A 20,433-nucleotide genomic window follows, 5' to 3' on the forward strand; every position below is an offset into this window, starting at 1 on the left:
TACATTATTATACCGAATATTTGATAAAGAAGGGACCTTTACCAGTGCAGTAATTATAATACAGACGCCTTTTGACAGCCCAAACGGTAAAAGAGACGGCCATTTGACAGGCCGCCTCCAGCTGGTTAGCCGATTACCTGAAATACAAAGTACCCAAGAAACAATGCCGCAATAACATAAAGCGGCCATGAAACATCTCTTGACTTCCCTGTGAAGATCTTAAGGAACGGATAAGCAATAAACCCAACAGCCATGCCATCTGCTATGCTGTATGTGAAAGGAATCAATGAAATGATCAAAATGGCCGGTATGCTTTCTGATAGCTCATTGAATTTTAAATGCTTAATATTTTCGAGCATCAGCATGCCAATAATAATCAAAATGGGGGCAATCGCACTGTCAGGTATCACCTTGATGACTGGAATGAAAAAAACAGAAAGAATGAAAAGGATACCAGTGAATATAGCTGTCAGTCCTGTTCGGCCGCCTGATGCTACCCCGGCTGCCGTCTCAACAGTGGCAACTGTAGGACTGGATCCAAGTAACCCAGAGAGCAGGACAGACACTCCAGTAGCTCGATAAGCCTTTTGATATCTTTCAGGAGCATCTATGCTATTCACATGGCCATGGACAAGGCCGATATTTTCAAAGATGATCACCATGGACATAGAAAAAACAGCAACCCAAAATTCAAACTTGTCCATTTCCAAGAAGGACATTGAAAAGAAAACATCCTTATAAGAACCAGCGCTGACACCTTCAAATGAAAAACCGGATAGATTCAAGGTCCCAAATAACAACGCTAGGATACAGCCTGCAATTATGGTGATCAGAAAGCTGCCCGGAACATTTTTAATAAACAAGACCAGGCCAATTAACAGTGTCAGAACTGAAACAATCACTTCAGGGTCACCCAAATTGCCTAGAGCCAGCAAAGTGGAAGCGCCGCTCCGGACCAATCCGCCTTTTTCCAATCCAAGAAAAATAAGAAACAATCCCAAACCTACCGTGATGGCTTCCTTAAGAGAATTAGGTATCGATTCACTCAGCACATTTGAAAACCTGCTGAATGCAACCAGGACGAAAATCACTCCAGTGATAAAAACAGCACCTAAAGCTGATTGCCAGGAAAGCCCCATGCTCCCTACCATCGTGTAAGCAAACAGGGCATTGATTCCCATGCCAGGGACTAGGATAATGGGTGTGTTAGACCATATCCCTATCATGATACAGCTGACAGCGGACAATGCGATCGTCGCAATGATAGCCGCGTCCAGCGGTATGCCTGCTTCGGACAGAATCACCGAATTTACGACAATGATATAGACAATTGTAAAATAACTGACGACTCCAGCAAGAAATTCACGCCTGATATTTGTTCCTGCAGACCGAAGCTTAAAATGTGCTTCAAATAATGAATTTTTCATAATGTATCCTTACTAAATTATGTCCCTCTCCCGCCCGTTTGCCTTAACTGCAAACCACACTATGTGATTGTAGCAGATTTTTAATGTGAATCAAGCATAACGTCACAGAGAGTTTTTTATAGTATGTGTGAATTGTTCCTGTTCCATTCTTCACCAGGGACCTTTTATGAGCAGCTGTTCGGGTTATTCCAGGCCATAAAAAAACTGCAGCAGCTGCTGCAGTCATGATCACTTTTGATATCCATCTACCACTAGATCCAGTTTGCCTGTGTCAGGTGAAATAACCAGTCCGTGGACAGCAATTTCCTTAGGCAGCAGCGGATGGTTTTTAATAATTTTAACACTTTCTTTCACACTGTCCGTGACATCGTCAAACCCGGTAAGCCATCTTTTCAAATCAATGCCGGAATTCTCAATTGTATTCACGGTTTCCTGATTGATGCCCCTGTTAACCATTTTATCGATCATGGCATCAGCGTTAATCGATGACATGCCGCAATCATAATGTCCAATCACAAAGACCTCATCAGCCTGAAGCTCATACACCGCCACAAGTATGCTTCGCAATGCGCTTCCAAACGGGTGTGAAACGACAGCACCTGCTGTTTTGATAAATTTGATATCCCCATTCCTGATATTCATGGATTTGGGCAGGAGCTCAACTAGACGGGTATCCATACAACTGACTACGACCATCCTTTTATCCGGGAATTTATCTGTTTCGTATTGCACATATTCTTTTTCTTGTACAAACTTTTCGTTGAACTTAAGAATTTCATTCAGTATAGCCATTTCCATCATCACTCACTTTTTCTATGTACTTGTTATTTATGAATTATATCGAATAATCAAAGTAAATGCTTTGAAAAAGCTTTTACATGGGCAGCGTTGATTATTTTTTCCTATTTGCGAAAGAAAAATGCAGGAAATTTCATCATTCCAAATACACAGATGTCAAACAAGCTAAGGCACATTGAAATATGGATATGATTCTTCATGAATGAATGTAAATCGCAAGCCTGCCTAGAAAAATGCTATACCCATGTCGAGCATCAATTGGAACGATGGTTGAATAGAGCGGCACATACGGCAAAAACTGCCAGCTTCTCTTTGGAATCTGCGTTTTCATGGAAGGTTAAGATGGGTGTATTAGGATCTTTAAATCTTTGCTGCCAATCCTGGGGCATCCATCCTTTTTGATAGACTGCCAGCTGCTTCTGCGTGGCTGTTGCGAGGGAAAATTCACTTAGCCGCTTTATTTGAACAGGAATCCATGGCTCCCCTCTCCGATCAAATACCATTCCTTTAATCTTCATCAATGAATCCTTCAGAATTTCCTCATAGTGACCCACCGTTTCTCCATCACCATTTTTTATATGGATAACTGCTTGTAATCCCCTCTTCATATAATATTCGCCTAACTTTTCTCCCGACGCATTCAGCAACAGATAGTGTTTTCGCAGAAAAAAAGACAGGCTGTTTGGAATCATCCACTTGAACCACTTCATATTTTTATCCCGTATCTCCCCTAGAAAGGTTCCATCCGGGTTAAATAACAGAAGGCGAAGCGTAGGGGCAGGCATAAATGCCAGTAGTATATCTTTTTGCTCAAATAGCTGAATCCCGGTATTGTCCTCCTTGACTATCACCTCAACCGATCTATTTGAATAAATTCTTGAACCTATCATATTTATGATACTTAAGAGGATAAAAGGCGCCGTTATTGCAATGATATTGCCTGGTAAAAGATCCGCAGCATGCAACACAAAAAATAGTACTGCCAGCATCAAAGCTATCCAGGATACTTGAAAGAAAGCTGCGGCTGTTTTTTGGTAGTATTGATTGATATCCATATCCTGCCCCTTTACATATTCGGTTTTATTAAAAGGTTCTTTTCCCGTTATCCTGCTACGTCTGCTTTCACTCTCATTATATGAACAGGCAACTTGTAAAATCACAGAAATCTATGTTTTGGATAAAATGAATAGGGTCAAAAAACCTTAGTAAACCTAAGAGGTGCAGCTTTTAGCACATTTCTAAAAAAGGACTGGCTTCGAGGAAGTGTCACCGATTGTTTCATCCTGCCACTCATAAATTTGCAAATATGTGTTTACTGAAACTATCATTCATTCTAGTAACTCTTTGAAAGACGGAATTAACTTATCCCTTAAGCCAGTTTCTTGTTTATGTCCTCTATAACGGCTTCTCCAGCTTATAAATTGATGACTGTGCAAAATAAAAATGCCCCCAGCTCCGGGGGCATCTATCATACTACAAAATTCTAAAAACAAATGGTATTCTATATGTCTTTCCCTCATAAGCCCTTATGGCGGCAATGATTGTAAAAATGAACATTGCAAGCGCGAGAACCGGTACAATCAAAAATCCTATTAAAACCACACAAAGAACTGCCGTAATTATTCCATAGACGGTGTATGAAATAAGGAAATTCAAGTATTCCCGCCCATGGCTGTCAACGAATTTCGAATCATCCTTTTTTAACAGCCATATTACAATTGGCCCTATGAAGGCCGTAAAAAAACTTATGCCGTATATTAACGCAGCAAGAATCCTTTCCTCATTGGTCGGCATCATCATTCCCCCTGTTTTTCCTTACTTAAACTTAAACGCGATTTAACCCTTGTCGCTTTGCCTGTTTTTTCGCTTCTGGTTTATATACGTCTTTTGGAATACAATGGTTTCAATTTGAGAACCCTTTTTTAACATTTTACTAAGCAGGCTGCATACATATGAGTTAGTAGGTTGTCCTTTATTACAAACGAGAGGAGTGTAAGATTGCTGAATGAGCTGCAAGCCTTCATTCTGGGACTGATTCAGGGGTTGACAGAGTTTTTGCCGATATCGAGTACAGGTCACTTGTATTTGGGGAGGCATCTTTTTCATTTGGACGAAGCAGGAATTTTTCTCGATACAATGCTCCATATCGGTACATTGCTTGCTTTGTTCATGGTTTATAAGAAGGACATTTTGTCTTTGATCAAGAATCCCTTTTCCAAACAGGCATTGCTCCTTATTGTCGGGACAATTCCGGCTGTGATTGCCGGTGTTCTTTTCGATGATTGGTTTGATCAAATTTCAAAAACCGGCGTTACGATTGGTTGGGAATTCCTCCTTACCGGCATGATCCTCTGGTATGCAGACACCAGCAAAAACGGCGAAAAAAATATGGAAGACATCTCCATCAAGGATGCATTAATCATAGGCACATTTCAGGCAGCTGCCATCATGCCCGCCCTGTCGCGGTCGGGACTAACGATCGGAGCGGGCCTGCTTTGCAAATTGAACCGGGCGACGGCGGCCTATTTCTCATTCCTGCTGTCCATGCCTGCCATATTCGGCGGAATCGTATTCCAGTTAAAACCTGTATTGTCGGGGAGTGCCGGTTCTCTGCCCTTCACCTCCCTTCTTGTTGGCACACTTACCGCTGCAATTTCTGGTTATATTGCTGTGGTTTGGATGATAGACTTTTTAAAAAGGAGATCTCTCAAGATTTTTTCGGTATATGTATGGGTCCTGGGGGGGTTAATATTGTTGCTGCAATTCTCAGGGACCTTTTGATACATACATCTTTGCGGACAACGGGGGGGACTTAAATGAACGGTATGCTTCTTAGAAATGCTTTTGTTTACCCAATAACTGCCCATCCGGTACAAGGTGCGGATGTCCTAGTACAGTCAGGCAAGATAACGGATACAGGTTTTGACCTAAGAAAAAAATATAGGGATTGTCATGTGCAGGAGATTGATTGCAATGGAAGTTTCCTTTTTCCCGGGTTCATCGATGTGCACACACATTTAGGCCTATATGATGAAGGGACCGGCTGGGCCGGAAACGACGCCAATGAAACAATCGAGCCGATGACACCTCATATCAGGGCGATTGATGGAGTCTACCCTTTTGATGCAGCCTTTACCGATGCGGTACAGAGCGGCATCACAACCGTCCAGGTGCTTCCGGGAAGTGCCAATGTGATCGGAGGCACTGCTTCGGTCATCAAAACCCATGGACGAAATGTATCTGAAATGTTAGTAAAGGAATGTTCCGCACTAAAAGTCGCACTCGGCGAAAATCCGAAAAGGATTCACAGTTCCTCAACTAATGATTCGATTACCCGAATGGGCATCATGGGAATGCTTCGTGAAGCGTTCACTTCTGCGCGCAACAGTAATACCAGCTCGTTTCGGCTCCAACCAATCAAGAAAGCATTAAACCGTGAGATCCCTGTAAGGGTGCATGCACATCGTGCTGATGATATTTTCTCAGCCATTCGTCTTGCCGAGGAGTTCGACCTGGATTTACGGATCGAACATTGCACCGAAGGGCATCTCATTGTGGATGAACTGGAGAAAAGAAAGCTTAAGGTATGTGTGGGCCCCACTCTCACAAGAAAATCGAAGGTAGAATTAAAAAACAAAACCTGGAAGACCTATAGTGAATTGACCGAAAGAAACGTGGAAGTCTCCATCACGACAGACCATCCCTATACACCCATCCAGTATTTAAATGTATGTGCATCCCTTGCTGTCCGTGAGGGGCTTCCTGTCGAAAAGGCATTGGAAGGCATTACAATTCTTCCTGCACGGAATCTCGGTTTAGAGAAGCAGATGGGCAGTATAGAGCCCGGCAAAGACGCGGATTTAGTTCTCTGGACCCATCATCCCTTTGACTATCGAGCCAAGCCATGGCTGACGATGATTAATGGCAGGATTGTTTACCGTTCTGCGTAGAATTTTGACGAAAAAAAGGATAAAAAAACCTATTTTCTTTTTTTACTCAATCTTGTATGATACGATTTATAGAGTATTTTTTTCTATCACCTATATTGCTAAAAAATAAAAATAGGGAAGGCAAATGGTGCGCCACCGGTTTCCGGTTCTAGTGGGTTCGATTCCCACCCCGAAATTTTTTGATGCATTACTTAAAAAATTTCGAGGGTGGGGCGGCAGACGCATGTAGACTGCCCTCAAACGGAGGGACGGAAATGTTAAAAAAGAGAGATTTTTCAGATTGTCATCCTCTTTTCGATTTAATGCAGCATCCAGATGTCTTCCCTTTCGTGCGCCATAAAGTACACTCGTATGAAGAGTATGTATTTATCACAAAGCAAACGATGGAAGCAGAGGAAGCAGGTAATCTAATATCAAGGACCATTACCGATGAATGGGGCAGTCCGATTGGAACCATATCATTATTTGATATTGATAATAACGCTGGATTCCTCGGCACCTGGCTTGGCAAGCCCTATCACGGAAAAGGATATAACATCATTGCTAAGGAAGCCTTCTTCAAAGAATTGTTCTTTGAGCTTGGAATAGAAACTGTTTTTTTGCGAATCCGAAAAGTGAATCATCGCTCTATTCGGGCTGCCGAAAAGCTGCCATATGCCATAAAGTCCAATGAAAGCAGACAGCAGATCTATGCTGAGATGAATAGCGAGGGAGAAATTTTCGACCTATACGAGATTCCTAAGGATCTTTTCACCTTATATATCATGAGGAAAGACAACGAGGACGACACCCAGGAGCTTATGGAAGCTTAGTATGAGGGCTGTACTTAACTAAAGTACAGCCCTTTTATTGTCCTCGTACATTTATTTTTAAAGCGCATGTCATATTCTGCTAATTTAACATTTTGTTTTCCTGTATGAATGGTTACAGTGGACTCTTCAAACAACGGCAGCATTATCCTTTTATGATCTTTGTTTTACTGATGTTTGGTTGCAACTTCTTGTTACAATTTAAAATCTTTGAGTGTTAGATAATGATCGGAACAGAGCCAATATACAAAACAGGCAGCCGCTTACCGGCTGCCCCGATTATTATTCATTGATTTTGCTTTTCAATGTACTGTTCATAGAGATTTCGGACAACAAAGGTTTTATAAAGCTCCAGTTTCCTCCTCTCTATTGGATGCTTAGAAATGCCCTCGTGCTTTAATTTTTGAATAAACCAGCCTTTAGAATATTGATAAGCCATTTTTCCCCCTCCTTATCGGTCCAATACACCATATGCCCAGGACTGAGAGGAAATGACTATTTGGCAGATTAATCTGCATTAAATACTACAGTATATGCATGGTCAGCCTTTATCTTTATGTTCTGCCATTATGTTCATGAGCAGTTCATACATCTCGGCCGGCTTTCTAAAAGGCCGATTTGCAGCCATTGCTTTCTTATAATCCTCAGAATGGTTCAGGAGCGTGGCTGCCTCTTTTGAAAAGTCGGTAAAATTTAATTCTTCTTCTATAATCACTCGGCAAAAACCCTGTTTTCTAAAGCTTTCCGCATTAAGTAGTTGATCGCCTCTTGAGGCCTTGGCACTGAGCGGTATTAACAGCATCGGCTTTTGCAATGCCAAAAACTCAAAGATGGAATTGGACCCGGCCCTCGAGACGACAATATCCGCTGCTGCGAGTAAATCAAACAGCTCCTCATGAACATACTCGACTGGGAAATAACCATTTTGGGTTAATTCGCTGCGAACATTCCCCTTTCCGCATATATGAATGATATTGTACTCCTTTAAAAGCTTTTGCAGGTTATCCGTAACCACATTATTAATGGCTACAGCCCCTAAACTGCCGCCCATCACCAGCATTACCGGCTTACGGCTGTTAAAGCCGCACATTCTTGTCCCGTTCTCCCTCTTCCCTTCAAATATCCCCGCCCGAAGGACTGCACCAATATACATCGCTTTGCCGGCTGCCATACCTGCTGCAGTCTCTTTAAATGTGGTAAGCACCTTCGATGAAAAAGGCATTGCAATCTTATTGGCCAATCCAGGCGTATAATCAGATTCATGGATGATGATGGGGATACGAAGCGATTTCGCAGCAATCACGACCGGAACTGACACAAAGCCCCCTTTCGAAAAAACGAATTCTGGTTTTTCCTGCTTCAGGATCTTTCGAGCTTCAAAAATGCCTTTTATTACTTTAAATGGATCCTTGATGTTTTCCAATGACATATACCTTCGCAATTTTCCAACCGACACCTGTTTGTACGGTATATCTGGGAATTCCTTTTGTATAATGGATTTTTCAATTCCGTTACGTGAACCAATATAAACGACATGCCATGAATGTTCCGTGAATTCAGGAATAACCGCGGAGTTAACGGAAACATGCCCCGCAGAGCCGCCTCCTGTGAAAATGACCTTCCGTTTCATAGATTTTACCTCCGCCAAATTGTAATTATTTATACAATTTTACCATATTCATTGATTGCCTAAGTTTGGCAAAAATAGAAATATTCCTTAGTTGTGACAGGCTTCCGAAGGATATGTTTACCAGCAAGAAATATATGGCTCTGAATCTAAGAATTTGTTATTCTTAAAATTCATTAATTTTTATATACAGGAGGTTAACATTTTGCAAAATGTAACAGACTTCATGGACCAAGCCAATTTTTGGCTTCAGCTTGGAGTTTCCATAGCGATCTTTCTTCTGTTTATTTTATTGCGCAAAGCTTTTACAACATACATATTCAAATTCTTATTAGGTATTGCTGAAAGAAGGAAGATTCAAACAGCAGCAAACATACTCCTCGCATTGGAAAAACCATTTCGCTGGCTGATCATTTTGATTGGAATCATGGTATCACTTTATTTTTTCCCGATTGATTTTCTATCAGCGGATATACAAAGGAAAATCTATCGATCAGCATTTATTTACCTCATAAGCTGGGGGTTAATTAATCTAAGCTCCATTGCAAATCTTTTGTTTCCAAAAATAATGCAAAAGCTTGATGTCGATGTCGACCAGATTGTTATGCCTTTTTTCACTAAAATTGCGAAGTTTATTCTTTTCATGTTAAGTGCCAGTATTATTGCCGAGGAATGGGGTTTTAATGTAAATGGTTTTATTACAGGTCTTGGATTAGGTGGTTTGGCTTTCGCCCTTGCTGCGAAGGATACAATCGGAAACCTGTTTGGCGGTATCGTGATTGTCACCGAAAAGCCCTTTACTATCGGGGATTGGATCAAAACTCCAAGCGTGGAAGGCACAGTTGAGGACATATCCTTCCGAAGCACGAAGGTTCGTACGTTCGCACAGGCGCTCGTAACAGTGCCAAATTCTACGCTGTCAAATGAACCAATCATTAACTGGTCCAAAATGGGCAAAAGGCAGATTTCATTCCATCTCGGTTTATCCTATGACACACCGAAATGGAAGCTTGAAAAAGTTATATATGAAATTGAGGATATGCTTATTAACCACGTGGATATCCATCCTGACACAATCCTGGTCAAATTTGACCAATACGGGGATTCCAGCCTGAATGTGTATTTATATTTCTTTACGAATTTAACCGATTTTGCAAGCTATCTCAGAACCAAAGAGGAAGTAAATTTCAATATTATGGAGATACTTGAAAGAGAAAATGTCAGAATTGCGTTCCCTACCCGCACTCTGATCGTACAGCAGGAAAACCAGGAAACGAAAGATGAGATGCATTCCACATCCATCTGAAATTCATTGTAGATTATTTTATTCGGTACTGTGTTATAATGCATTCATCGTTTAAAACTGACTCTACGAGGTATATGATGAATCAAACTAACAGCATAAAAGAAAAGCTCAGACAATTTATGATTATCCTTTTGCCTATACTGGTAACCCAGGTCGGGCTTTTTTCCATGAATTTCTTTGATATTATGATGTCTGGAAAATACAGTACAGGCGATGTTGCCGGGGTTTCAATCGGAAGCTCCATCTGGGTGCCCGTTTACACTGGATTGAGCGGTATACTTCTTGCAATTACACCGATTGTATCCCAGCTGATTGGTGCGAAGAAAAGAGATTCCGTGCCATATTCCGTCATGCAGGGAATTTACCTGGCAGTAGCCATGGCAATAATTATCATGATCGTCGGCTCTTTTATTTTAAATCCTCTATTGAATGGAATGGACCTGGAGGGCAAAGTTCATCAAGTGGCACACGATTTCCTTGTTGCACTTTCTTTTGGAATGATTCCTTTATTTGTGTACAATGTACTTCGTTCCTTCATTGATTCCCTCGGTGAAACTAGGGTTTCAATGGCTATTACGCTAATATCGCTTCCGGTTAATGTATTGTTGAACTATTTGCTAATTTATGGCAAGTTCGGATTCCCCGAATTGGGAGGCGTCGGATCGGGCTATGCATCAGCCATTACATACTGGATCATCACCTTTATTGCCATATTTGTAATCAAACAATTCAGGCCATTTTCCAGCTATCACATATTCAGGACATTTTTTAAGGTATCATTTAAGGAATGGAGGGCGATCCTCAAAATCGGCGTTCCAATCGGCTTTGCGATATTCTTTGAAACAAGTATATTTGCTGCTGTCGCATTGCTTATGAGCAACTATAGCACAGTAACTATTGCTTCTCATCAAATTGCCATCAATTTCGCCTCGCTGTTATATATGCTTCCAATGAGTATCTCAATGGCATTGACGATTGTGGTTGGATTTGAAGCTGGAGCCAAACGTTTAAAGGATGCCCGGGAATATGCCAGACTGGGAATAGGAATTGCGGTAATATTGTCCCTTTTTTGTGCCATGTCCATTTTCTTCTTCCGGGAATATGTTGCCAGCGTTTATACCGATGATACAGAGGTAATGAGGATGACAGCACATTTCCTGCTGTTTGCACTATTCTTCCAGCTTTCCGATGCGATTGCTGCACCAATCCAGGGCGCCCTGCGCGGATATAAGGACGTCAATGTAACCTTTATCATGAGCCTGATTTCTTATTGGGTCATTGGGCTTCCAACCGGTTATGTTTTTGCAAAATATACCGATATGGGTCCTTTTGGCTACTGGCTTGGCTTAATTGCCGGTCTCGCAGTAGGAGCTATAGCCCTTGGAAGCAGACTGTACTTTGTTCAAAATATAAAATACCGGAAAGGCTATCCAAGCTGACAGAAGAGCGGTCTTTCCAATCGAAAAAATTCCCGGCCCATCCGGGAATTTTTTGTATATGCCAGCGTAAACTACCAATATGCTTTGTTTCTTTCAATGATGTGTTAGTTGTGCATAGTTCTATTTGCTTTAACGCAGGTAACGTGAGTCTGCCCCCTGCCGGGCTGTGCCATTCTAAAAGCTTGTACATTGGTTTCTATGCCAATAACACCTGTTTCTCCAGGCCAGAATTGAGGCATTTTGACATTTTGTATAAATACAGTATGGATTAAATAAAGATAAAGAAAAAGACCATACCTGATAGGTCTGGTCCCCTGTATCTTTGATTACTTACCAATGAACATTTGAGTCCAGTAGTTTCCTGAAGCAACATGTCCTACTCCAATGTGAGTGAAGTTAGGATTCATGATGTTTTCACGGTGCCCCTGGCTATTCATCCAAGCTTGTACTACCTGCTGTGGAGAAGTTTGGCCCATAGCGATATTTTCACCTGCATAGCTGTAGCTGATGCCAAATTTCTTCATCATATCAAACGGAGAACCGTAAGTTGGGCTGTTGTGGTCAAAGTAGTTCTTGTCTTTCATGTCCTGAGACTTAATTCCCGCTACTTTGCTAAGCTCATTATCTATTGTAAGTGCCTTAAGGCCTTGCTTTGTACGTTCAGCATTTGTTAAATCAACAACTTGCTTTTCAAATTCACTAACTACAGAGCTATTAGAAGCTTTTGGCTGTGCAGCTGGTGCTGCTGGTTGTTGTTGTTTAGCTGGAGCTGGCTGAGCAGCTGGTTTTTGTGCTGGCTGGGCAACTGGTTTTGCAGAAGCTTGAGGCTGTGCCTGTTGTGGAATACCGTACTGTTTAACTTGTACATTATATTTCGCAAAGAATTGATCTATAATTTTCTGGGCATCCTGTGGATTTGCAGTTTGGTATGTTACAGGCTTAACCTGAACACAATCCATAGAAGCAGCGTCTGCCTGCTTTGCACCTGCTCCTGTTAGAATAATTGCAGCAGCAGCTGCAGCTGATAGAAACATCTTCTTTTTCATTGATGTAATCCTCCCCGTAAATTATTATATAATAGTTTCGAACGAAACTATTTTGTATGTCTCTCTCTCTCTTACAAACTCATAGTAACATAGGTTTTTTGTAATAAAGCGCCCATATCTAACCAAAAGAGTTACCAAGCATCATTACGGGGAAGTTTGCTGCTCCTTCATTCTGGCATAGATGGGCTAAATCCCTGTCACCATTGAGTTCTCTTCCGGTTTGGAGAAAATTTCATTTATTAAGAGTATTTAACTATCATTGGAAACCCACGGTGAGGTTTCCATTACATGCTAGGAAACTACTATTGACAGTTTTTCAACAAGAAAACTTTTGTAATATATATTTCAATAGTGTTACAAGATGTAAGAGATTGTAAAACTCCTTTAATTTATTTCGCAGGTATAAAAGTTTTGGTTGGTCCTTCTGATTCCCTTGGTTGACGAACAAACGATGCATGGCAGGCAGACAGAATCAAATAAATCATGTATTTAATAAAAGGAAGGAGGTTTAGGTCGTCAATACTCCCTGTCCAAATTTGTTTCATTCCACCAAGAATAAGCTTATAATTATTGTTCCTTACCGCGGCGTAATTTCAGAAGAAGCTCCCGGCCCGCTGCAACCATTATCCTCCAATACGATCCCATTCCCAACCCGTTTTCTGATCCGAAATCCACAGACAAAAACGTTCGTAATTAAATGTACTGATTCAAAAAACCTTTCATTGCACATAGTTCTTAGTGGCTTGGCAAACAATAATGTTAAAAAGGAGTGAATATATTGAATCAAGTTTATCGTTGTCCAGCATGCAAGACAAACAGGTCAAAATTCAATATGATTCATCAGGTCGTAACACCAGTCAGAAAGGATCCCCAGACAGGCGCAATTCTTGAGGAATATACAAATGAATCATTGGGACCTTTACATATTCCATATAGAGGGCCAGAATACAGGGTTCAATGCGGAGTTTGCGGAATGGTTGATGAAGAAAGAAGCTTTGTAGCCTTTGGAGCTATGCGCTGACTTTATGTTATACATTAATTTTTCCTGCAGGCCTGGCTGATGGCCTGTACCACCTAACTTTACATAACAAAACCGGGATATATTGCCTTAAACTCTATTGTGACTGGCTCAAGTTCCCGCATGTATGACATCACGCTCTATCAGCGAACTAATTTGGAATAAAAAAGTCCCAGCTCCTCACAAGCTGGGTTTTGTGTTTTACGTTATAGCACATGATGGGCCGGCACATGATTGTGCGACAGCTTTTAATCAAACAAAATCTCTAGATGTTATTTTCCCACGCCTTAAAAATTCGCATTGATCGCAATGATAACAATTGTTGTTCCCCTATTGACCAGAGTTACTTGCTGAAAACTCCAATTGGCGCAGACTGTTAACGATTCCCTCTTGATCCAGATTTTCTCCAATAATGACAAGATTAAGGGGCATTTTCATCTGTTCATTTAAATAGAGCGGCATTCCATAAGTATATTGGAAAAGGTATGGATACTGGGAATGGGTAAATGAAATATATCCTTTCATTCTATAGATACTATCCGGAAGCTGTCTGAGCCAGTTTTCAAAGCCTTCCTGTGATACTGAATGATTAAAGCGGTGTACTATAGTCTGCAGATGCAAATGGTGAACATCCAGCTGGTTATGTACGGATTTTGGCACCATCTGCACTTTTTGTATGGTATTGAGCGATATTTTGGATTGAGTTGTCAGCACACTGAACGCTCTGCTATTGACCGACTGGATACTGTATTGCAGCTCTGCAGCCACTGTGGAAGTAACCAGGTCCTGCTTATTCAGTATTATAAAATCAGCGTGAAGGATCTGTTCCAGCAAGAGCTGCCTTAAATGAGGGCTAAGCTTATGCCTATCCTTCCATCTCAATAAATCAACTACAGTAATGATCCCCTTATATACCAGCCTGTCTGCAAACAATGGAGACATTATGCCATCCAGGACTTCGACAGGATGGGCTGCACCTGTCGTTTCGATATATATGGCATCAAGTTCATTATTTTCCAGCAATTCATGAAGCTGAACCTCAAGTTTGTCCTGGATCGTACAGCAAATACAGCCATCAAACAGTTCTTTTAGAGGGACACTGTCATCGATAAAGCCGCTGTCAATGGAAATGCTGCCCATCTCATTCAGCAGCACCGCTGTTCTCCTTTCAGCTGCTTTTTCCTGCTCCAAAATATTTCTCAGTAAAGTAGTCTTGCCACTTCCAAGGAAGCCGCCCAGAATGTAGATTTCTATCTTATTCATTCAATTTTCTCCTGTACATCCTATGTCTTGTTTTCAATGTTTTGCCTGATACATTTTACATTAGCTTGGATTACATAAATGGCGTTTTCATTATTTGTCGGACAGAAAAGCCGGCATAATGCTGATTCCTCAAAAGGAGGAAAGGAACCAAATCTCCTGGAAAACCCTATAGTTTTGACATGGCCCGCGGGCATTTTAAAAAGCCTCTTCAAATGAAGAGGCTTTTTTGCCGCTTTCTTATCTCCCAGCCTTTTAGGAAAGCTGCCAGAATTAGCACCGCGCCCTGCGGATTGAATCCGGCGAATCAATCGCCCCATCTCACAATGGTATTACGGCCGGTTGCCGGGCTTCATCGGGCTGTGTCCCTCCACCTGCTCACAATAAGAAAATGGATATGATATATATAAAGAAAAGTTATGTCGCAAGTTAGATATTACAGTAACAAATTACTTTGGATTATGACACCAATTCTTGCATCTGTCAATAGTTTCACATGTTTTGGAAAAACTTTCAACTCATAAGCTGGTATTAGGATTTATTGTAGCTAAATATCATCAAAATCCTGAGTTGCAACAACGCCTATGTTAGCACAACTATGTATTGATGTCACCTCGGAAATGAATGCCCTTTTATCAGGGCTAACTCTTAAATAACTCAAGCTTGCTTATTCGATTCACCGCTTCTCTCAAACGCTCCTCGGATGATAGAAGGCCTGCCCTGACATATCCTTCCCCATATTGTCCAAACCCATGGCCCGGAGCCACTGCTACGTGTGCTTTTTCCAGGAGCAAATCGGAAAACTCAGCGGAGGTATAACCCTTTGGAACCTTTAACCAAGCAAAGAATGAACCTGCCGGCGACGTTACATCCCAACCTATCGATTGCAGTCCGTGGATGAATACATTACGCCTGGATTCGTACATATCCACCAGTTCTTCGACACAGCTCTGAGAATCCATCAGGGCGGTCACCGCAGCTTCCTGCACAGCCGGAAATAAGCTGACATAAAGATGGTCCTGCAGCAGCTCTATTGCCTCTATGACGCTTCTATTTCCTACCGCAAACCCAATACGCCAGCCTGCCATATTATAAGTTTTTGAAAGCGTATAAATTTCAATCCCCACTTCCTTAGACCCTTTGGCAGAAAGGAAGCTAATTGGCTTTTCCCCTTCAAACCCTATGGCGCCGTATGCAAAATCATGGACTACACAGATATTATGCTCGGTGGCAATTTCTACTGTTTTAGTGAAAAACTCCTGTGTTGCCACAGCTCCAGTAGGATTATTAGGATAATTGAGGAACATCATTTTAGACATATCAAGGGTTTGTTGACTTAACTTGCTGTAGTCCGGAAGATAATTATTTTCTTCAGTAAGCGGAAGCATTTCCATATTTGCCTGTGCAAGCCCCACTCCGGACCAATAATCCGGGTAGCCAGGGTCGGGTACCAATACTGTATCTCCAGGATTAAGAAGGCATTGCGGCAATTCAACAAGCCCTGCTTTGCCCCCAAACAATATCGCTACCTCTGTTTTCGGGTCCAATTCAACTCCATACTCCCGCTTATAATAAGAAGCAGCGGCTTCCTTTAATTCTGGAAGTCCCTTGAATGGTGAGTATTTATGATTTCTGGGTTCTTCTGCAGCAGCCTGGAGGCTTTTTACTATATGGGAAGGAGTCGGCTGGTCCGGATTTCCCTGGCCGAGATTTATAACATCATTTCCTTCCTCAGAAATACGTGCAACTTTTGCAACAAGTGAGGCAAAAAACTGTTTTGGAAGACTTTTTAGGATCTCAGATTGTTTGAATTCTACCATAATGACACCTACTCTGAAATTTCTTGAAATTCTAGTTACAAATGATATATCGTTAGTTTAACAATGTAAAAGAAAGAAATAAATAATTATGGGACTAATCCTATTATAGCTTTGATTGGTTATAATTCTATTAAGAAATTGAAATCAATCAAAAAAATACGAAAGTCTAGCAAAACCCAATATTAAATGGTTTACCAGCTGCATTACATTTTTTCGCTGGTTAAAAAAGTAGGAGGCTAATAAAGTGAATTGGACGATTGCTTGTATTCAGATGGATATTGCATTTGGGGACCCCCAACAGAATTACAGGAGTGCTGCTGAAAAAATTGAAAAAGCAGCTGAAAGCAAACCGGATATAATTGTACTGCCGGAATTATGGACTACTGGCTATGATCTCGGGCGCCTGGATGAGATCGCGGATAATCAGGCACAGGATACATTGGCATTTCTCCAAGAGGCAGCTTTAAAATATAATGTGAATTTTGTGGGGGGTTCAGTAGCCAAAAAGACGCAAGCCGGTGTGTTTAATTCACTTCTGATTGTGAATCGCCAAGGCATGCTTATTAAGGATTATGATAAACTCCACCTGTTTCAGTTGATGAAAGAGCATCATTTCCTAAAGCCTGGCCAAAAAGATGGTTTATTCAGCCTGGAGGGATATGAATGTGCCGGCTTTATTTGCTACGATATCCGCTTTCCTGAATGGATTCGTTCCCATACCTCAAGGGGAGCAAAAGCCATTTTCGTTGTTGCTGAATGGCCCATGCCGAGGCTTGCACACTGGAAAGCTTTGCTGATAAGCAGAGCCATTGAAAACCAGGCTTTTGTAATAGGTGTTAATCGATGTGGAAGCGATCCTGATAACAAGTTTGCAGGGCACTCCATGATTATCGATCCTTGGGGAAATATCCTTCAGGAAGCAGGAGATTCAGAAGAAATCCTGGTTGGCACCATTGATTTGGCAATGGCGGATGCGGTTAGGAACATGATACCTGTGTTCCAAGATCGCAGGCCTGAGTTTTATTAAATTTTACAGGCAGGTATTAAAAATGCTGATGGCAATAAACATGAATATTACCTGCTTTTGAATGACTTGAAAAATTAATAGGCATGAGCAAACGGTTAACAAAAAGTAAAAAGGAACCATTCTTTACTAAATGAAACGCATCTCCCTAAAGGGCATACTTTTAACCATTCATCTCGCATGTGCCATTCAGCCCTTTGCTTAGGTTAATTTACTACCACTAAAACAGCCTGACAAAGCCATTTCTTTACGAAATGGCTTTATCACAGGTACAGAGAAATGTCTCTGCCTGTTAAACTACTAAATAGATGAACCTAATTTGATTCAGGTCAAAAACTTAACATTATGTCTTTCATGCGCTGGCAGTGCTTTTTTACCTTCATCGGCTCCATGAAGATACTTTGTACCGGACTATTTTTATACCTTGATCGTTATATCATGTCCATAAACGAATGTTTTTTCAGCGACTGTTCTTAGCATAGGGTGCCAGCAACCTGACAAAAAGCCATTCCTGCACGGAATGGCTTTTTTGAAAATTATTTTATCTGTTCATTCAGAACCTGTTCGGCCTTTTTCACTTGGGTATCATTATTAACGATTTTCTTTCGGAGCTCTTCCATCATATTCATGGTGGTGTCTCCTTTAATCGTACCTGAAACCTTAAGTTTATGGTCCTTCTGGAATGTGGACACTGCCTTTTGGGTTGACTCATCATAGAAACCATCTATCTTCCCTGGCTTGTATCCTAAAGCACTGAGCATTTCCTCTGCCGCTTTTACCTCTGATGAAGTAGAAGATACTTTCAATTCATGATCAGGGCTGATATACGGGAGATTTGCATAAGCCGGAAGCGCCACTTTGATATCAGGCTCTATTCCTTTTTTATGAATCCAATTGCCGTCTGGCGTAAGCCATTTGGCAGCGGTGTATTTAAAGTTGGAACCATCTTCAAAGTCCTCAGCCGTTTGTACTGTACCCTTTCCAAACGATTTTTCTCCAATTAACTGTATGCCTGCGGATTCCTTTACTGCGGCGGCTACAATTTCTGAAGCACTGGCACTGCCTTTGTCAATAAGCACAACAGTTGGGAGCTTCAGTTCTCCGTCATTCCTTGATTTAGAGACCTGCTTTTTGCCTTCACGGTCTTCCATCTGCATAACGATTTTCCCATTTGGAACAAACATGCTGGAGATATCTATTGCCTGTTCAAGCAAGCCTCCCGGATTCCCGCGCAAATCGAGAATTAAACCTTTCATTCCCTGCTTTTGCATTTCCTCCAATGCATCGCTTAATTCCTTGGAGGTATTTTCGGAGAAGCTCGTCACCTGAATCTTCGCAACACCATTTTTAAGCATCTCTGGATAGACCGTTTCAATTGGAATTGTATCGCGGACAATAGATACCTTGATTGGATCTGAATCAGTGCCCCTGGAAATGAGAAGTTCTACCTTCGTTCCTTTTTTACCCCTGATAAGCAAGACAGCCTCACTTGAGCTCATACCCTCCAGACTTTTTCCATCCACACTCAAAATAATATCGTTCGGACGAATTCCAGCTTTCTCAGCGGGAGAACCTTTGATTGGAGACACAACCATGATTCTTGAATTTTGCTCCTGAATCTCAGCACCTATGCCTTCAAACGATGATGAAATACTTTGATGGAAGCTTTGTGCTTCCTCTTCATTCATATAATCAGAATATGGGTCATCTAGGGATTCCAGCATCCCGTTGATTGCTCCATTAATAAGGATATTATCATCAACGTCCTTATAATACTGCTTTTTAATCGTATCGTACGTTGAGTACAGTTTATTGAATTCTTCGCGCTGATTGGAGACTGCTGGCGCAATGGATTGGACTTTCTCATCTCCAAATACAAATGCTGCCGTTGTGATTCCCGCGGTTACAAAGATGAGTAGAAAAACTCCCATGATAAACGGGAATTTTTTAATCTTAATAAATTTGGATTCATCACTTGGCTGCTGCTGATTTTCCTCTTCCACCAATATTTCACCACTTTCACAAACGGCTTGAAACAAGCTTGCTTTGAATTTATGTTTATTGTAACAGTTTTCTTTCTGGGTGGAAAATAAAATTTATTTGGGGCAGAGAGCCACCTGCTCTTTGCTATTAAAAAAACACAGCTGCAAAAAGTGTCCGCATCTCCCTGGCTTACAGCACGACTTCAGTCTAAGTTACTCTTTGATCGCCGCTTCCAAAGCAACCTCAATCATTTCATTGAATGTAGTCTGCCTCTCTTCGGAGGTTGTTTCTTCCCCTGTCAATATGTGGTCGCTGATTGTAAGGATAGATAATGCTTTACGGCCAAACTTGGCTGCAAGGGTATACAATGCCGCTGTTTCCATCTCGATGGCCAAAATTTGATATTTAGCCCATTTCTCCAATTCCGCATTATCATTGTAGAATTGATCGGCAGTAAAAACATTCCCCGCTTTTAACTGGAGTCCCTTTTTCAGGCCTGTTTCGTAAGCCTTCTGCAAAAGTTCAAAATTGGCTGTCGGTGCATAATCAACACCGCCGAAGGTCAGCCGGTTCATTTGTGAATCTGTGGAAGCGCTCATAGCGAGAATAACATCCCTTACTTTCACATCTCTTTGGATGGCTCCCGCAGTACCTACCCTTATGAGGTTCTGCACATTGTAGCTCTGCATAAGTTCGTTGATGTATATGGAAATCGATGGTACACCCATGCCTGTACCCTGTACGGAAATGCGTTTGCCCTTATATGTTCCTGTGTAGCCAAACATATTCCGCACTTCATTATATAACTTAGCGTCCTCCAGAAATGTTTCTGCAATATATTTTGCACGAAGCGGGTCGCCCGGCAGCAGGACCGTTTCTGCAATTTCATTTTCTTTTGCCCCAATATGTACACTCAAAGGATTATC

The 20,433-nt window shown here is 41.4% G+C and carries 18 protein-coding genes and 1 riboswitch; of the genes, 7 read left to right on the plus strand and 11 right to left on the minus strand.

Annotated elements, in window-relative coordinates; all coding sequences use genetic code 11:
* Positions 1-125 precede the first annotated feature (125 nt).
* The 4 genes from V1500_RS17330 to V1500_RS17345 form a co-directional block, all read right to left on the minus strand.
* Positions 126-1,427 carry an NCS2 family permease gene (locus V1500_RS17330; RefSeq protein ID WP_409301155.1) on the minus strand — a complete coding sequence of 434 codons (1,302 nt, stop codon included), beginning with the start codon at positions 1,425-1,427 and terminating at the stop codon, positions 126-128.
* A 228-nt stretch (positions 1,428-1,655) separates the two neighbouring features.
* Positions 1,656-2,219 (minus strand): beta-class carbonic anhydrase, encoded by a 564-nt coding sequence (locus V1500_RS17335; protein ID WP_409301157.1) that lies wholly within the window; start codon positions 2,217-2,219, stop codon positions 1,656-1,658.
* A gap of 260 nt (positions 2,220-2,479) precedes the next feature.
* Positions 2,480-3,280, minus strand: coding sequence for a hypothetical protein (locus V1500_RS17340; protein WP_409301159.1), 801 nt, complete (start codon positions 3,278-3,280; stop codon positions 2,480-2,482).
* 418 nt (positions 3,281-3,698) lie between these two features.
* Positions 3,699-4,019 (minus strand): DUF4870 domain-containing protein, encoded by a 321-nt coding sequence (locus V1500_RS17345; protein WP_409306024.1) that lies wholly within the window; start codon positions 4,017-4,019, stop codon positions 3,699-3,701.
* Between the two features lie 207 nt (positions 4,020-4,226).
* Here V1500_RS17345 and V1500_RS17350 point away from each other — a divergent pair, with 207 nt between their 5' ends.
* From V1500_RS17350 to V1500_RS17360, 3 genes are all read left to right on the plus strand, one after another.
* Positions 4,227-5,006, plus strand: a complete 780-nt coding sequence (locus V1500_RS17350; protein ID WP_409306025.1) for an undecaprenyl-diphosphate phosphatase — start codon at positions 4,227-4,229, stop codon at positions 5,004-5,006.
* A 35-nt stretch (positions 5,007-5,041) separates the two neighbouring features.
* Positions 5,042-6,175, plus strand: coding sequence for an amidohydrolase (locus tag V1500_RS17355; protein WP_409301161.1), 1,134 nt, complete (start codon positions 5,042-5,044; stop codon positions 6,173-6,175).
* Between the two features lie 254 nt (positions 6,176-6,429).
* Positions 6,430-6,987 (plus strand): GNAT family N-acetyltransferase, encoded by a 558-nt coding sequence (locus V1500_RS17360; protein WP_409301163.1) that lies wholly within the window; start codon positions 6,430-6,432, stop codon positions 6,985-6,987.
* Between the two features lie 283 nt (positions 6,988-7,270).
* On the opposite strand, the gene V1500_RS17365 is transcribed toward V1500_RS17360, so the two are convergent.
* Together V1500_RS17365 and V1500_RS17370 are read right to left on the minus strand one after the other, a co-directional pair.
* On the minus strand, positions 7,271-7,423 hold the full coding sequence (locus V1500_RS17365; protein ID WP_409301164.1) for a DUF2639 domain-containing protein: 153 nt from the start codon (positions 7,421-7,423) through the stop codon (positions 7,271-7,273).
* 102 nt (positions 7,424-7,525) lie between these two features.
* Positions 7,526-8,614 (minus strand): undecaprenyldiphospho-muramoylpentapeptide beta-N-acetylglucosaminyltransferase, encoded by a 1,089-nt coding sequence (locus V1500_RS17370; RefSeq protein ID WP_409301166.1) that lies wholly within the window; start codon positions 8,612-8,614, stop codon positions 7,526-7,528.
* A 223-nt stretch (positions 8,615-8,837) separates the two neighbouring features.
* Between V1500_RS17370 and V1500_RS17375 the strand changes: the two genes are divergently transcribed.
* The gene (locus V1500_RS17375) at positions 8,838-9,917 is read left to right on the plus strand and encodes a mechanosensitive ion channel family protein (RefSeq protein WP_409306026.1); all 1,080 of its coding nucleotides are present in this window, start codon (positions 8,838-8,840) and stop codon (positions 9,915-9,917) included.
* Between the two features lie 77 nt (positions 9,918-9,994).
* Complete coding sequence (locus tag V1500_RS17380) at positions 9,995-11,356, plus strand: MATE family efflux transporter (protein WP_409306027.1); 1,362 nt, start codon at positions 9,995-9,997, stop codon at positions 11,354-11,356.
* Positions 11,357-11,682: 326 nt separating this feature from the next.
* Here the strand turns inward: V1500_RS17380 and V1500_RS17385 are convergent, their stop codons facing one another.
* On the minus strand, positions 11,683-12,402 hold the full coding sequence (locus V1500_RS17385) for a CAP domain-containing protein (protein ID WP_409301167.1): 720 nt from the start codon (positions 12,400-12,402) through the stop codon (positions 11,683-11,685).
* Positions 12,403-13,171: 769 nt separating this feature from the next.
* Between V1500_RS17385 and V1500_RS17390 the strand changes: the two genes are divergently transcribed.
* Positions 13,172-13,423, plus strand: coding sequence for a DNA alkylation repair protein (locus V1500_RS17390; RefSeq protein ID WP_409301168.1), 252 nt, complete (start codon positions 13,172-13,174; stop codon positions 13,421-13,423).
* Between the two features lie 327 nt (positions 13,424-13,750).
* On the opposite strand, the gene V1500_RS17395 is transcribed toward V1500_RS17390, so the two are convergent.
* Both V1500_RS17395 and V1500_RS17400 read right to left on the minus strand, forming a co-directional pair.
* Complete coding sequence (locus V1500_RS17395) at positions 13,751-14,683, minus strand: CobW family GTP-binding protein (RefSeq protein ID WP_409301170.1); 933 nt, start codon at positions 14,681-14,683, stop codon at positions 13,751-13,753.
* Between the two features lie 234 nt (positions 14,684-14,917).
* A riboswitch (SAM riboswitch) is annotated at positions 14,918-15,070 on the minus strand.
* Between the two features lie 251 nt (positions 15,071-15,321).
* Positions 15,322-16,500: a pyridoxal phosphate-dependent aminotransferase gene (locus V1500_RS17400; RefSeq protein ID WP_409301171.1), complete on the minus strand. Its 1,179-nt coding sequence runs from the start codon at positions 16,498-16,500 to the stop codon at positions 15,322-15,324.
* A gap of 244 nt (positions 16,501-16,744) precedes the next feature.
* On the opposite strand from V1500_RS17400, the gene V1500_RS17405 reads away from it, so the two are divergent.
* Positions 16,745-17,527 carry a carbon-nitrogen family hydrolase gene (locus V1500_RS17405; protein WP_409301172.1) on the plus strand — a complete coding sequence of 261 codons (783 nt, stop codon included), beginning with the start codon at positions 16,745-16,747 and terminating at the stop codon, positions 17,525-17,527.
* 533 nt (positions 17,528-18,060) lie between these two features.
* On the opposite strand, the gene V1500_RS17410 is transcribed toward V1500_RS17405, so the two are convergent.
* Both V1500_RS17410 and deoD read right to left on the minus strand, forming a co-directional pair.
* Positions 18,061-19,527 (minus strand): S41 family peptidase, encoded by a 1,467-nt coding sequence (locus V1500_RS17410; protein WP_409301174.1) that lies wholly within the window; start codon positions 19,525-19,527, stop codon positions 18,061-18,063.
* Positions 19,528-19,719: 192 nt separating this feature from the next.
* Positions 19,720-20,424: a purine-nucleoside phosphorylase gene (gene deoD / locus V1500_RS17415; protein WP_409301176.1), complete on the minus strand. Its 705-nt coding sequence runs from the start codon at positions 20,422-20,424 to the stop codon at positions 19,720-19,722.
* Positions 20,425-20,433: the final 9 nt, after the last annotated feature.

The organism is Peribacillus sedimenti (assembly GCF_046237635.1).
GTDB classification, from domain to species: Bacteria; Bacillota; Bacilli; order Bacillales; family DSM-1321; genus Peribacillus; species Peribacillus sedimenti.